The sequence below is a fragment of the Pseudomonas sp. Root401 genome, assembly GCF_001425105.1.
Classification (GTDB): domain Bacteria; phylum Pseudomonadota; class Gammaproteobacteria; order Pseudomonadales; family Pseudomonadaceae; genus Aquipseudomonas; species Aquipseudomonas brassicacearum.
This window is the reverse complement of the sequence record NZ_LMDO01000001.1, coordinates 379,946-393,457: the sequence shown is the minus strand read 5'-3', so window position 1 is coordinate 393,457 and position 13,512 is coordinate 379,946. Positions and strand designations below refer to the sequence as shown.

General features: G+C 56.2%; 13 protein-coding genes. 9 read left to right on the top strand and 4 right to left on the bottom strand.

The features are described 5' to 3' along the window. Positions 1-50: 50 nt before the first annotated feature. Entirely contained in the window at positions 51-2,168 is a 2,118-nt protein-coding gene (locus ASC85_RS01720; protein WP_057447991.1) for a PQQ-dependent dehydrogenase, methanol/ethanol family, read from the bottom strand. A gap of 172 nt (positions 2,169-2,340) precedes the next feature. After that, positions 2,341-3,300, bottom strand: coding sequence for a transcriptional regulator FeaR (feaR, locus tag ASC85_RS30705; RefSeq protein WP_082534288.1), 960 nt, complete (start codon positions 3,298-3,300; stop codon positions 2,341-2,343). A gap of 315 nt (positions 3,301-3,615) precedes the next feature. Here feaR and ASC85_RS01705 point away from each other — a divergent pair, with 315 nt between their 5' ends. Together ASC85_RS01705 and ASC85_RS01700 are read left to right on the top strand one after the other, a co-directional pair. Further along, positions 3,616-3,834 carry a tautomerase family protein gene (locus ASC85_RS01705; RefSeq protein ID WP_003200762.1) on the top strand — a complete coding sequence of 73 codons (219 nt, stop codon included), beginning with the start codon at positions 3,616-3,618 and terminating at the stop codon, positions 3,832-3,834. Positions 3,835-3,907: 73 nt separating this feature from the next. Continuing rightward, positions 3,908-4,378: a DoxX family protein gene (locus tag ASC85_RS01700; RefSeq protein WP_057447988.1), complete on the top strand. Its 471-nt coding sequence runs from the start codon at positions 3,908-3,910 to the stop codon at positions 4,376-4,378. A 24-nt stretch (positions 4,379-4,402) separates the two neighbouring features. On the opposite strand, the gene ASC85_RS01695 is transcribed toward ASC85_RS01700, so the two are convergent. Beyond that, positions 4,403-5,080 (bottom strand): TetR/AcrR family transcriptional regulator, encoded by a 678-nt coding sequence (locus ASC85_RS01695; RefSeq protein ID WP_057447987.1) that lies wholly within the window; start codon positions 5,078-5,080, stop codon positions 4,403-4,405. Between the two features lie 148 nt (positions 5,081-5,228). Here ASC85_RS01695 and phlG point away from each other — a divergent pair, with 148 nt between their 5' ends. Then, a complete protein-coding gene (gene phlG, locus ASC85_RS01690; protein ID WP_057447986.1) occupies positions 5,229-6,110 on the top strand; it encodes a 2,4-diacetylphloroglucinol hydrolase in 882 nt (293 codons plus the stop codon). 19 nt (positions 6,111-6,129) lie between these two features. Here phlG and ASC85_RS01685 read toward each other — a convergent pair whose 3' ends face one another. Further along, on the bottom strand, positions 6,130-6,756 hold the full coding sequence (locus ASC85_RS01685) for a TetR/AcrR family transcriptional regulator (RefSeq protein ID WP_057447985.1): 627 nt from the start codon (positions 6,754-6,756) through the stop codon (positions 6,130-6,132). Between the two features lie 418 nt (positions 6,757-7,174). Between ASC85_RS01685 and ASC85_RS01680 the strand changes: the two genes are divergently transcribed. The 6 genes from ASC85_RS01680 to ASC85_RS01655 all read left to right on the top strand — a co-directional run bounded on the left by ASC85_RS01680 (position 7,175) and on the right by ASC85_RS01655 (position 13,465). After that, positions 7,175-8,257, top strand: coding sequence for a hydroxymethylglutaryl-CoA synthase (locus tag ASC85_RS01680; RefSeq protein ID WP_003200752.1), 1,083 nt, complete (start codon positions 7,175-7,177; stop codon positions 8,255-8,257). Positions 8,258-8,288: 31 nt separating this feature from the next. Next, complete coding sequence (locus tag ASC85_RS01675; RefSeq protein WP_057447984.1) at positions 8,289-9,485, top strand: thiolase family protein; 1,197 nt, start codon at positions 8,289-8,291, stop codon at positions 9,483-9,485. Between the two features lie 10 nt (positions 9,486-9,495). Beyond that, a complete protein-coding gene (locus tag ASC85_RS01670) occupies positions 9,496-9,936 on the top strand; it encodes a Zn-ribbon domain-containing OB-fold protein (protein ID WP_014337947.1) in 441 nt (146 codons plus the stop codon). Positions 9,937-10,095: 159 nt separating this feature from the next. Next, complete coding sequence (locus ASC85_RS01665; RefSeq protein ID WP_057447983.1) at positions 10,096-11,145, top strand: type III polyketide synthase; 1,050 nt, start codon at positions 10,096-10,098, stop codon at positions 11,143-11,145. A 131-nt stretch (positions 11,146-11,276) separates the two neighbouring features. After that, a complete protein-coding gene (locus tag ASC85_RS01660) occupies positions 11,277-12,542 on the top strand; it encodes an MFS transporter (RefSeq protein ID WP_057447982.1) in 1,266 nt (421 codons plus the stop codon). Continuing rightward, on the top strand, positions 12,542-13,465 hold the full coding sequence (locus tag ASC85_RS01655; protein ID WP_057447981.1) for a hypothetical protein: 924 nt from the start codon (positions 12,542-12,544) through the stop codon (positions 13,463-13,465). Before ASC85_RS01660 ends, ASC85_RS01655 begins: the two co-directional genes overlap by 1 nt. Positions 13,466-13,512: the final 47 nt, after the last annotated feature.

Below are 13,512 nucleotides of genomic sequence, written 5' to 3'. Positions count from 1 at the left end.
GTCCGGACGGCTCGCAGGCGAGCCGCCGAGAGAACATCAGGAAATATCGATCAGGGTTTGGCGGAGTCTTTAAGCTCGGCCTGTAGATCATGGGTACGCTTGATCAGGTACTGGCGTATGAGTTCCATATCCTCTGGCTTGAGGATATCTGCGAAACTCGGCATCCCACCGCTCATTCGAGCGCCGCTGAGAAACGCCGGGAAAGCTGCATGCTTGTCCATGGTCAAGTAACGCAGGTCCGGAACTTCGCCTCCGCTGATGGCGTTGAGTCCGTGACAGCCGGCGCACAAGCCATTGAACATGGAACGTGCCTGGACCAACTGCTCGGGACTGGCCTTGAGCACAAGCGCTGTCGGCGGCAGCCTCGGCGCGGTCTTGGGCGGTGGCAGCTCGCCTGTCGCCCCGAGCTTGAAAGCGATGACCCGCGACTCGGCGCGGACATTGCCCTTGTTGGTCAAAGGACCGGTCAAGCGTGGGATGATCCCACCCCAACCCACGGAGAAAGCCACGTACTGTTCCCCTTTGACGGTGTAGGTCACCGGCCCGGCCATCACGCCGGAGTTGGCCCTGTGTTCCCAGAGTTTCTTGCCTTTGTCGGCGCTGTAGGCAACCACGTGTCCATCAGCAGTCCCTTGGAAAACCAGGTTTCCGGCGGTACTCAGCGTGCCGCCATTGCCCGCGCTGATATACGCTTGTTTCCACACCGGTTTCTGCTTGACGGGATCCCAGGCAATCAACTCGCCGGACCATGCATTGCGAATAGGTTTCAACTGCTTCGGGTCTTCCGGCAGGTCGGGCACATCCAGGCCAAAGTTGACCACCGACTTGTTTGGGAAAAACTGCGGCTGCTCAGCGGCCTTGAGCTCAGCCAGGGTCAACTGCGCCGGGATATAGACGTAGCCAGTTTTTGGGTTGAACGACATGGGATGCCAGTTATGCCCACCCAAAAAGCTCGGCTGCACGACCTTGGGTCCGGTCGAATAGTCAGCCTTGCCGGTAAAAATCGGCCGGCCCGTCTGCAGATCGATACCACTGGCCCAGTTGACTGGAACAAAATTCCTGGCAGACAAAAGCTTGCCGTTGGTGCGGTCGAGCACATAAAAAAAGCCGTTCTTCGGCGCCTGCATCAGCACCTTTCGCAGCTTTCCCTCGATTTCCAGGTCGGCCAGGATCATGTGCTGTGTGGCGGTGAAATCCCATTGATCCTTGGGTGTGACCTGGTAATGCCAGACGTACTCGCCGCTGTCTGGACGTAGCGCGACAATCGAGGAGACGAAGAGATTGTCACCCTCGCCGTCCGTGCGAAATTTATAATTCCAGGGCGAGCCATTGCCGGTGCCGATGTACAGCAGATCCAGATCCGGGTCATAGGCCATGGAGTCCCAGACAGTGCCACCACCGCCCCACTTGACCCAGCCATCACCCTTCCAGCTTTTGAGGGCCATCGCCATGGCAGGATTCTCGGGAGGCAACTTCGGATCGCCTGGCACTGTGTAGAATCGCCAGGCTTGCTTGCCCGTTTCGGCATCGTAGGCGGTTACATAACCACGTACGCCAAATTCGGCACCGCCATTGCCGATCAGCACCTTGCCTTTGACAATGCGCGGCGCGCCAGTAATCGAATAACTCTTGCTGCGATCAATGATGGTGTCGACACTCCAGGCCGGCTGGCCGGTTGCCGCATCCAGAGCGATCAGGCGACCGTCAAAACTGCCGACATAGACCTTTCCGTTCCAGACGGCAACACCTCGGTTGACCGGTCCGCAACATCCCTGACTCAGGTTCTCAGCGGGAACCTTCGGGTCGAACTTCCACAAACGTTCACCGGTCGCGGCATTGATCGCATAGACAATGCTGAACGCCCCCGTGGTGTACATCACCCCATCAACGACTATAGGCGTGGCCTCGGTGCCCAGATCGATGTCCAGCTTCTGCGTCCAGGCCATGCCCAGTTGCTTCACATTGCTGTCATTAATAGTGGTCAGTGGACTGTAACGCTGCTCGTCATAGGTGCGTCCGTGTGACATCCAGTTGCCTGGTTCACTGTTTGCCTGAACGATTCGCGCGCCATCGACACGCGCAGCCGAAGGCTGTGTATCAGCCAATCCCGACAGACTGGACACCAACAAAGGAAGCCCCAATAGCAGCGGCAAGGGCAACGTTCTCATGATCAGGATGCTCCAATCTCATACTTATTGTTGTTATCAGAAACGGTCTGGAAACCTACGCCAGCGCCCAAGATCTTGTCTGGCCAGCTGACGTTCATTAGAGCTGGGACAGAACAAGGACGCTTGACTGAGCGTGACAAGGCTACTTGGCATTTCCTGCCAGATGGTGGTGTTATCGCTTTGCCAGAGAGACATTCATTCGATAATTGCGGGGGGACAATTCGAAGTGACGCTTGAAGGCTCGACTGAAATGAGCGGCGTCGAAAAAACCCCACTTGAAAGCGATCTCCGTGACGGATTCGTGGCGAAGTTCGTAAGCGCAAAGATCGTGCGCAACCTGCTCCAATCGTCGACATTGGATGTAACGGCTTACTGTTTCACCCTGCTCTTCAAACAATCGGTACAGCTGTCTGACAGAGAGACCCAATTGGCTCGCCAGATGGGAGGGGCTGAGCGAGGTGTCTTGCAATTGCTCATTGATCAGCGTTACCACCAGGCGATACAGCTCGCCAGGCTCAAGCTTTTCTTCAATGACGGGTGGTCGCGCCTGTTCAGCCAGCGCGGGTACCAGAAGTGCCAACAATGCAGACTGCATGGCGTCTCCGTCTTCCTGCGGATACCTGACGCCGCCACAGAGTTGCGGATCACTGACCGAGTGGATCAGTGTGCGAATCAGCCGCGTGGAGACGCAATTGCGTGACAACTTTCCAAATAGCGCCCGTCCCTTCAGTTGTTGTTCGACAGTGCTGCGCAACAGATGAGTCGACACATTCTCAATCAATCCGCCCGGTTCGATGGCAAAAGCCTTGGCCGAATCGACCAATGCCAGATCACCGGCAGTCAATTCAATTGTCTGTCCTGCCTGCTGGATACGTTGCCGGCCACTTCGTTGGAAAATCAAAAAACAATACTGGTCGTCACCGTGATCGGCATTGGCGCGCTGACGGGCAATGTGCCCGGCGTTGGTCCTGACATGGGCAACGCCCAACCCGCCGAAATCCCTTCGGCAAACATCTCCGATGAATAGACCATGATGGTGCGAGGGCGTCGTGGCGAGGCTCCCGCAAGCGGCTCGCAGAGATGCACTCCAGCATTCAAACGCGACAGCATCATCGGAGGACAGTGAAGGCATCAATGGTTGCACCTCGAGAAGGTCGAGACGTACGTTATTATTTAGTTAACATATTATCCATTTAGATAAAGCGCAAGCACGTCGATGATTGCCTAGCGCACGTTCTCATAGCGTGTCAGGGGGATTGCAGCAGAAAAGACACAAGGAATAACGACGGAGGCCCGCACGTGAGGGCGATCCACGGCGTCGATTGTTCTCGGTTATTGAATTCAGATGGCAACTCAGCGGGGTTTATCTCCCGGGCCCAAACAAGAAAAATGCGCGCCATGGGCTGTTCGCCCGAACCAATCTGTTTCACACCCAAGGAGCAAACCGATGCCATTCGCCAACTACAAATTTCCCGAAGGAATCCTGGACCACGCCCGCAAAGAAGAGATCATCCATCGCACCACAGAGATGTTCGTCGAATACTTCGGTGAGGGAGTTCGTCCGTTCACCATGGTGCTGGTCGAAGAGGTTGCAGACGGCGGATGGGGGCGCGCTGATGAAACGCTGACGCTGGCGAAGATGGGGCTGCCTGCCAAAGGACAATAGCGCCTTCGGAGTATTCAAAAGGCCTATCGACGTCATGTATCAGTGCTTCAAGCAAACCAGCCAAGGATTCCCCATGACAACTCAAGACCTATCATCGCTGCGCTGCGCGGTGGCCACGGTGACTGCACGAGTCGCCCGCTTCGAACCTCACCTGTACGCCGCGCTGCGGATCGTCTTCGCCGTGGTCCTGTTTACCCACGGTTTGCCGAAGGTTCTGCGCACCGCCCACGGCTCGATGGCGGACCCAATGAGCGCGTCGATCAACCTCATCCAGAACGTGATGGGACTGCCTTTCGCGGCACAGCTTGCCTTCCTGGTCATGCTCCTGGAGACAGTCGGTGCGCTCATGCTGGCGATAGGGCTCGGTACGCGACTCGTCGCCCTGCTGATCGCCATTGAGATGGTTGCAATCAGCTATGCGCTGGGGCCGACATGGCCCTGGATAGATCGAGGCATCGAGTTTCCAGTGCTGATGGGTTTTCTTGGCCTCTACATCGTCGCGCGCGGCGGCGGCGCCTACTCAATGGACGCGCGCCAACGGTAGACCCCGCTAACCATGGATCCCGCGTCAGTGTGCAGCGTCGTGCGCAGTCGCCGCCACTGCCTGCAGTCCACCAAGGGCATAGCTCATCATGTGGTCGATCAAACCCTGCGGCTCGAGACTCAACCCTTGCAGTACATGCTGCTTTAACGGCTGATGGGCGATAAGCAGAAAAAGACAGGGAGCGAAGACGCTGATGGCGCTGCGCAAGGTTGTCGGGTGATCCGCTGGCAAGTTCATGATTTGTCCAAGCAAGCCACGCAGAATGTGCGCCTTGGGAAACGATTGTTCCTTGAGCACCACCTCGAACTCGGGAGAAGGCGAAAGCACTTCGCGCGTGAGCACTTTCAGCGCCCAGCCATCCGGATGGTCGTGCAGGCGCTCGACCAACACAGTGATAAGGGCACGTAATTTGTCTTGCGGCGAACCGGGCCGCTCGTTAAGCGAAACCAGAGTTTCCATCCGCACCAACCGAGCGTGGGCTTCGAGCAATACCGCGCGGTACAGGCCCTCCTTGTTTACGAAGTGATAATTCACCGCCGCGCTGTTGGCTTGCGAACGTTCGCAAATCTGCTTGCTGGTGGTGTTGGCCAACCCTTGTTCGGCAAACAACTCACCCGCCTTTTCCAGAATCTGCAGCCGCGTTGCCTGCCCATCGAGCCGCGAAGCACGAGGCAGGGAAGGCTTGCCAATGGCATTGTCCATGAGCTCATCTCTTTATAGTTCTAATTCAAATTTGACTTTTTATTTCAGCCTACCTATTTTGGTCCCGTCATTGTCCCTTTACAACACCACGTGAGGACTTTGCAGCCGATGCTGTGGGCTTTTCACGCACCACCAAGGAAATACCGTCATGGAAGCGCGCGTAATGACACCTTTCACCTACTTCTCATTGCCAATGCAGAAGCAGTTCCTGGCCAATCAGCAGGCCATCCAAGGCAAACCCTACGCCGACTTTTTCCGCTCGAAGATCAGCGTGCCGCTCAGTGCCGTCGAAAAAATACAGCAAGGCCCCATGCCCTTGGCTGACGCCTTGACGCCCAGCGTTGAAGACCTTAACCGCATGCTCGCCGCTGATTTCATTAGCGAAGAGGCCGGATACGCCCTGCTGCCAGGGCCGATGGCCTATGTGCAAAGTCGCAAGTTTTTCCCCAACTGCACCGCTGAGATGCTCAAGTGGTGGTTCATGTGGCATCCACTGGAGGCTGAGCGCTACACCCTGTGGTTTCCTTATGCCCACGTGGAAAACCCCTGCGTTCATCACGAGCGCCTCCTGGACGATACCTTGAGCTTCGAGGAGCGCTTATATGGCAATACCTTTTGCGCCTCCGAGTACGTCGGTGACCGCCTCATGCACCTGCACATTGATTTCAGGGACCCCTGCGAGCTGGGCTTCTGTCCGGACCTGTACCGCGAATCCAAAATAGACGGCAGCGTCAGCGCCCTGATGAGCCTGGCCCACGAACCGCAAGTGCCGGTGTCGCTGATGGCGCATTTGTTCAAGGAATGTCCGGAGGGTTTGTACCTGACGAGCCGTTACTGGGTCGGCAGCCACCCTGCCATGCAGCGTTTTCCAGGCGCCGAGCGAGCCGCTCAGCTACTGGAAGAAAACGGCCTGGGAGAAGTGGAGCTGGAAACCCTGGCTTATGAATTTGCGGTGCATGACTTGTGTGAGTTCAACCACCTGGCCAGCATCCTGCCGAGCCTTCATGCACGATTCAGCGGCACGAAATAAGCGCATCCCCTCCCGATAATCAGGCTTCGGCGGCGTCTTGAACCGCCGTCGAAGTCGGGCGCAGTACCCCGTTCATCAGCAGTGTCGTGAACTCATTGATATCTGCCTCCACCTCCAACTGCTCGGTCAACAGCCGGTACCAGCAAAACCCAAAGATCATATCCAAGAGCAATTCACGCGACGTATCCTTGGGCAACTCGCCCTGCTGAATAGCTTTTTCCACCAGCTTGCGAGGCAACTCCCTACGCCGCTCCATGAATTCGTCTTTCAGCTTGGGCAACGTGCTGGGATCGAGCTGGGCCTCGGCAATGACGCATCGAAAAGCCTCCCCGCAAATCGTTTCTCGCCAGACCTTCCAGAGATTGAGCAGCAAGAAATTGAGATTCTCCTTGAAAGAGCCTTTATCCGGCTCTTTGCGAATCTGCTCGCTTTCACTCTCGTAGACCTCGGCGATCAAGGCTGCCTTGTTACCCCACCACCGGTAGATTGTCGGTTTGCTCGCGCCAGCGCGGCGGGCCACCGCCTCGATGCTCAACCCCGAGTAACCGCACTCCTTAAGGGTTTCTATGGCAGAAATGATGATCGCTTTGTGCGTGTGAGGGCTCCTCAATGAGCCAATGGAGCTCCGAGATGGTTTACGGGCCATAAATCAAAATCTCCAATATGGCGCTTGACAAAAGAGACTCAGGGTATAGGATTCTCTCGAAAAGCAATGAAACGGATCGTTTCGTTTTGTATGTTTATTTGATCTCTGCTTCTGCTTAGAAGGGGGTCTCTTGAGCGCTTATTACCTCTAAATAGGGAGATATGAGAAGGGAAGTCATAAATTTTTAACGCTGCCTTAACGATACGGTACGTTTCGTATCATACATAATGATTGTACGAAAACAAACCTATTGTTCATAGGTTGACCGGTAGGTTCTGACGCTTGAACCTGCCGGTTTACGGGCATGGGACCGCCATTTGTCACTTTGCGAGCACCAATAGATAGTTTCTAAATATTTCATGCGCCTGTCACGGCTTTCTGCCAGCAGGTGAAAGAACGGAATCTGGAGGAAGTACACATGAATAAAGTAGGAATTGTGAGCTATGGCGCGGGCATCCCGGTCTGCCGGCTCAAGGTGGACGACGTGATCCAGGTGTGGAAAAACACCGATTTGAGCTTGGTAAAGGGTCAACTGGGCGTTCTCGAAAGGGCTGTGCTGCAGCCTGATGAAGACGTCATTACCTTGGGCGTCCTTGCCGCCCAACGCGCACTGGACAAAGCGCCGCCTTGCTCCCTTGAAGCGCTTTATCTTGGCACCTGCACCAATCCATATGACTCCCGGGCCTCGGCCGCGATCATCCTGGAAATGCTTGGCTGCGGCTATGACGCCTTTTGTGCTGACGTGCAGTTTGCCGGCAAATCAGGCACCAGCGCCCTTCAGATTGCATACGCCCTGGTAGCATCGGGCATGGTGGGCAACGCGTTGGCGGTGGGCGCCGATACGATCAACCGCAACACCGCCCCCGGTGATTTGACAGAGTCCTACGCCGGAGCAGGCGCCGCTGCCCTGCTGTTGGGTACAGAAAATGTGATCGCGCATTTTGACGCAAGTTTTTCTTGCGCGGCGGATGTCGCTGACAACATCAGGCCTCAAGGGGACCGCTATATCCGGTCGGGAATGGGACTGGGCTCGGACAAGAACAGCATCGGACTTGAAGACCAGACTCGCCGTGCTGCCTCGGGATTGATGGCCAAGATCCATGCGCAGGCGGGTGATTTCGATTATGTCGTCTTCCAACAGAACCTGGTGTCGACCCCCTACTCTCTCGGCAAGCACCTGGGATTCACGACGGCGCAAATCGAACCGGGCATCTATGCCCAGAGTGTCGGTGATGCTGGGGCAGCGAGCCCTTTGCTGGGCTTGGTCAACGTCCTCGATCAAGCGCGTCCCGGCGAAAGAATCCTGGTGGTTTCCTATGGGTTTGGTGCGGGCAGCGATGCCATTGCCTTGACCGTCACCGATGCCATCGAAGCCTATCAAAAGACCAACGTTCCGCTGCGCACGCTGCTGGAGGATAAGTACTACGTGGATTACGGGACGTCGATCAAGTACGAGTTCAAATACTTGCGGCCCGACTATGCCCTGACGGCCTATCTCTGATTCCAATCCATCCAGCAAGGAGCACTTTTTTATGAGCGCACGACGCGTTGCTATCGTTTCGGCTGCCTATACCCCTAAGCCCGGCAGCTCCAGAGTTCGTCAGACTTTCAAGGAGATGATCGTCGAGTCCGCCTACCAAGCGCTCAACGCCATCAAGATGCACCCCCGCGAACTCCAGGCAGTTGCCTATGGCTACCACGGTGAAGGCATTTCTGAATACGGAGGCCTGGGCCCGACCATTTCCGACGCCCTGGGTATCAGCCCTGCCCCCACGTTCATGAGTACTGCCAACTGCACCAGCAGCTCGGTGTCTTTCCAGATGGCCCACCAAATGGTCGCCTCAGGTGAGTACGACATCGTCCTGTGCGGCGGCTTCGAAAAAATGACCGACCACATCAACTACGCCGAATACATCGGCTCCAGCACTGAATGTGAATACGATTATTTTCTCGGCATCTCACACACAGACGCCTTCGCCCTGGCGACTGCCGAATATTTTGAGAAGTTCGGTTATGCAGGACGCGAAGCGGATGTATTGGCGACTTTTGGGCGGCAGATGCGTATCTATGCCCATAACACCCCCACGGCTACCCGCTATGGCGTGCCAATTCCATCTCTCGAAGCACTCAAGAGTAGCGAAGCCTGTGGCTCGATGTTGGCCTGGGGTGAAGCCAGCGGTTGCGCCATCCTGGTTGCCGAACACCTTGCGCACCGTTACACGACCCAACCGGTCTTTATCCGTGGCTGTGCCTACACCGGCGTATCGCACTATTTCGGCACCCGCTATCACAACCCGACGTTGCAATTTCCGGGGTTGCCAAAAGATGTAGGCATGGCGGTTTCCGCCAACTCGATGGCCTGCGCCGAAATCGCCTATAAAAAAGCCGGTATCACGGCAAAGGATATCGATGTGGCGCAAGTCTACGACTTGCTGGGCGCCGGGTTGATTCAAATGGAGTCCATGGGCGTATGTGGTCCAGGCCAGGCAGGCGACTTTGTATTGGAAGGCGGCATCGCCCTTGATGGGCAACTTCCCCTGAACACTGACGGCGGCAACATCGGACGCGGCCACGCCTCCGGTTGCGATGGGATTTTGCACATTACTGAATTGTTCCGACAGCTTCGCGGCGAGTCCAACAACCAAGTCAAAGGCGCCCGTATTGGCGTCTCGCAGAACCTGGGCGGTTACGCCGCGCACAACAGTGTCATTGTGCTTTCCAACGATTAAGGAGCCGACCATGTCCCTTTACCCTGAACAGATTCACCGCATGACCACCGCCAGCATGTTGCGCGAATGGCGCGAGCATGGCGGCAAATACCGTCTCGAAGGCAGCCGTTGCCAGGATTGCGAAGAAATTTTCTTCCCTCGGCGCACCGTCTGCGGCGCGTGCAATTCGTTGAATGTGGAACCGTATCGCTGCGCACGCACCGGCACGATCCAAGTCAGCGCCCATGCCGAGAATCCGATACTGGCGGCCATGGGCTATGGCGAAACCGTGCCCCGTTTCATGGCGATGGTGCGCCTGGATGATGGCCTGGTGATTGCCTCGGAAATCGTTGATGTCATCGATCCCCGGCAAGTTGTCAGCGGTGCGCCTGTGCGCATGGTTATTCGCAAACATGTCCGAGAAAGCAATTTGGCCTGGCAATATGCCTATAAGTTTGTATTGGTGAAATAACAAACTAGGCGCCCGCTACACCCCGCTCTTTCGATAACAACAGTCAAGTTTTTTGGCTCTCCAGCCCGTTGCTTTGATTCTGTTTTTCAGAATCCAGCTTTGCTGTTCATTGCCTTAAATGTGCTTCTAACTTTATTGGCTATTAGCCGAGGACTTGTCATGTCTACTCTTTGCAAACCCAGTCTGTTGTTCCCGCAATACAAGATTACTCAGCAACAAATGATCGAGCATCTAGAGCAGTTGCATGATGATCATCCACGAATGGCACTTGCCAAACGAATGATTCAAAACACGCAGGTGAACGAACGGCACTTGGTCCTGCCTATCGATGAACTGGCGGTGCATACCGGCTTTACCCATCGCAGCATCGTTTATGAACGCGAAGCCCGCCGCATGTCATCCATCGCGGCGCGCCAAGCCATTGAAAATGCCGGGCTGACCACCGACGACATTCGCATGGTCGCGGTGACATCGTGTACCGGCTTCATGATGCCTTCGCTGACGGCCCACCTGATCAATGACCTGGGCCTGCGAACGTCGACCGTGCAACTGCCCATCGCTCAACTGGGCTGCGTGGCAGGCGCTGCGGCGATCAATCGAGCCACTGACTTCGCCAGCCGGGCGCCGGACAACCATGTCCTCATCGTGTCCCTGGAGTTCTCATCGCTCTGCTATCAACCCCAGGACACCAAGTTGCACGCGTTCATATCAGCCGCGTTATTCGGCGATGCCGTATCGGCCTGCGTCATGCGCGCCGATGACCAGGCGCCTGGTTTCAAGATCGCCAACACCGGGTCTTACTTCCTGCCTGATAGCGAGCACTACATTAAATACGACGTTAAAGACAGCGGCTTCCACTTCACCTTGGACAAGGCTGTCATGAACTCCATTAAAGATGTCGCACCAATGATGGAGGAATTGAACTACGAGACCTTCAATCAACATTGCGCTCAAAATGACTTTTTCATCTTCCATACCGGCGGACGGAAAATCCTTGATGAACTGGTCCTGCAACTGGACCTGGAACCCGGTCGGGTCGCGCAGTCTCGCGACAGTTTGAGCGAAGCCGGGAACATCGCCAGCGTGGTGGTCTTCGATGTGCTCAAGCGCCAGTTTGACAGCGGGCTTGTCGATGGCGCGACGGGCATGCTGGCGGCCTTCGGCCCCGGCTTCACCGCTGAAATGGCCGTGGGCAAGTGGGTCGCCTGACAGACCGATAAAACACCGGCACCCAGCCAGGGGCACATCTGCCCCTGGCTGCCGGCGTATGGATCGCAGGCGTTCACCTCGTTCGAGAGGGCTTCGAAAGCGCTAGGGAAAGAAGGGGAAGGAACATGGAGATGAAATATCTGGTCGCCCGACCTTGGGGCGGCTATGAAAGACGCATGATCACGCTTCTGTCACTGAGCTTCGGGCTGGTAGGACTGGACAGGTTCATTATCATGCCGCTGTTCCCGGTGATCATGCGTGACTTGGCCTTGGACTATCAGGACTTGAGCATGTTGTCGGCCATCCTGGCATTTGCATGGGGAGGCTCTGCCCTGTTCATGGGCGCTGCCATCAAGGTACTGGGCCCCAAGAAGTTGCTGGTGCTGTCGATCACCCTGCTATCGCTCCTGGCCGGTGCGTCTGCATTGATCACCAGCCTGGTGGGCCTGGTGCTCTTGCGCGCCTTGATGGGCGTCTGTGAAGGTGCCTTCACTCCAGTCAGTATCATTGTCACCGATGAAGTTTCGCAGCCTTGCCGGCGCGGACTCAATCTAGGGATTCAACAGGCCTTGTTCCCCATCATCGGCCTGTGCCTCGGACCGCTGCTGGCGGGCGTCTTGCTGGAAATATTCGGATCCTGGCGCGCCGTATTCGCCATCATTTCGTTACCCGGCCTGTTAGTGGCCTGGTACCTCTATAGAACCTACCAACCGACCCAGGCGCCCAGCGCGGTGTCGATTGCACACACCTCCAAAAGTCAGTGGAGGACGGCCCTGTCCAGCGGGAATGTGCGGCTCAATATTGCCTTGATGCTTTGCATACTGACGTGCCAGTTCGTTCTGTGCGCCCTGCTCCCCAGCTACCTGACAGACATCCTGCACCTGAGCAATTTCTCCATGGCCATGATCATTTCCGCCATTGGCCTGGGTGGTTTTTTTGGCCAACTGGTCATTCCCGGCTTGTCCGACCAACTGGGTCGCAAGCCCGTGGTTTCCATCTGCTTCATGATCAGCGCGCTGCTGGTGGGTTTATTGATCATCAGCCCACCGCTGCCCTGGCTACTGTTCCTTCAATTATTTTTCTTGTCCTTTATCAACTTCAGCCTGATCTGCATCACGGTCGGTCCACTGACCAGCGAATCAGTGCCGCCCAGTCTATTGGCCACCGCGACGGGCCTGGTGGTGGGCTGCGGAGAGATTCTTGGAGGCGGTGTCGCGCCTGTCGTCGCTGGCTACATCGCCATGACGTGGGGACTTACCGCGATTCTGTTCCTGGCACTGGCCGGAAGTATCACGGGAGGCTTGCTGTCCTTACGGCTCAAAGAGACAAACCCGGCTTTCAACGGACTCAAGGACTACGCCCCACTGTCCGCACGCTTGACCCTGGAGGATAAGTGATGACCCATTATGTAATGTTGCTGGACTCTCCAGTGCCGCGAGGAGGCCTTGGCGTATTTGACTTCAAGTCCGGGCAAAGCCGGGAGGTTCGTCCACCCCAGGGAAATCTTTATGAAGCCCTGGCCCATTGCGCGGATCGGAATATGGACTGGGAGTCCTATCTCAAGGACCTGCCGTCCACGCCCTACCCGCTTACGCCTGCAGCGGTGAAATACCGACCGCCGCTCAAGCCCGATAACAATTTATTGGTCCAGATCAGCGAAATCACCCTCTGTACCGCCAAGACAGAACAAGCCTGGTATTACAAAGGTAACGGCCGCCTGCTCAAGACCGACGGCGACCCTTTGCAGGTGCCTTATCATTCGCAAAGCATCAGTAGCGAGCCGTGCATTGTCTGCCTCTATTGGGTCGACCCGTTTGGCGCGCTGCGCTTCATTGGTTTTACCCTGGGCAACGATATTCACGATCACGTATTGCACAGTCGTGACGCCATTTCCTCAACGCATGCGCACTTGCGTACCTGTGCGATTGCCCCGGCATTGATCGTGGGGGAATTGCAGGCTGATCTGGCCATCAATGTCCAGATAGAACGCGACGGCCAACCCTTGACGGCAAGTCACCACCGGATGAGTTTGCATCGCTGGCAGAGTTTGCGCCGATACTCGGAAGAGTTCCTGGAGAAACATGAGCAGTTTCTCGAGCCTGGGCTGGTTCATTACGTGTTTCACAGCTTGAGCCATCGCACCGCGAATGTGCCGCTCCAACACGGTGACTGGCTCAGCATTGACTGCCCCGAGCTGGAATTGGCCATGAGCAATCAAATCGTCGAAGAGGAATTGGTTTCGCTGGTGCCCTTGCCTGCGCGACACGCACCTGACCATGGCTGTATTGACCGGCCCCTGCCCGTGCCGAAAAAGTTCTGATCGACCGCTATACACGAGGGGGTGGCCCTTGGTTTGAGCCACCCTTG

Bases quoted from the DNA above. Each gene is read 5' to 3' on its own strand.
- ASC85_RS01720 (WP_057447991.1), bottom strand. From the start codon at position 2,168: ATGAGAACGTTGCCCTTGCCGCTGCTATTGGGGCTTCCTTTGTTGGTG.
- ASC85_RS01705 (WP_003200762.1), top strand. From the start codon at position 3,616: ATGCCATTCGCCAACTACAAATTTCCCGAAGGAATCCTGGACCACGCC.
- ASC85_RS01660 (WP_057447982.1), top strand. From the start codon at position 11,277: ATGAAATATCTGGTCGCCCGACCTTGGGGCGGCTATGAAAGACGCATG.
- ASC85_RS01675 (WP_057447984.1), top strand. From the start codon at position 8,289: ATGAGCGCACGACGCGTTGCTATCGTTTCGGCTGCCTATACCCCTAAG.
- ASC85_RS01680 (WP_003200752.1), top strand. From the start codon at position 7,175: ATGAATAAAGTAGGAATTGTGAGCTATGGCGCGGGCATCCCGGTCTGC.
- ASC85_RS01665 (WP_057447983.1), top strand. From the start codon at position 10,096: ATGTCTACTCTTTGCAAACCCAGTCTGTTGTTCCCGCAATACAAGATT.
- ASC85_RS01700 (WP_057447988.1), top strand. From the start codon at position 3,908: ATGACAACTCAAGACCTATCATCGCTGCGCTGCGCGGTGGCCACGGTG.
- phlG (WP_057447986.1), top strand. From the start codon at position 5,229: ATGGAAGCGCGCGTAATGACACCTTTCACCTACTTCTCATTGCCAATG.
- ASC85_RS01695 (WP_057447987.1), bottom strand. From the start codon at position 5,080: ATGGACAATGCCATTGGCAAGCCTTCCCTGCCTCGTGCTTCGCGGCTC.
- ASC85_RS01685 (WP_057447985.1), bottom strand. From the start codon at position 6,756: ATGGCCCGTAAACCATCTCGGAGCTCCATTGGCTCATTGAGGAGCCCT.
- feaR (WP_082534288.1), bottom strand. From the start codon at position 3,300: ATGCCTTCACTGTCCTCCGATGATGCTGTCGCGTTTGAATGCTGGAGT.
- ASC85_RS01655 (WP_057447981.1), top strand. From the start codon at position 12,542: ATGACCCATTATGTAATGTTGCTGGACTCTCCAGTGCCGCGAGGAGGC.
- ASC85_RS01670 (WP_014337947.1), top strand. From the start codon at position 9,496: ATGTCCCTTTACCCTGAACAGATTCACCGCATGACCACCGCCAGCATG.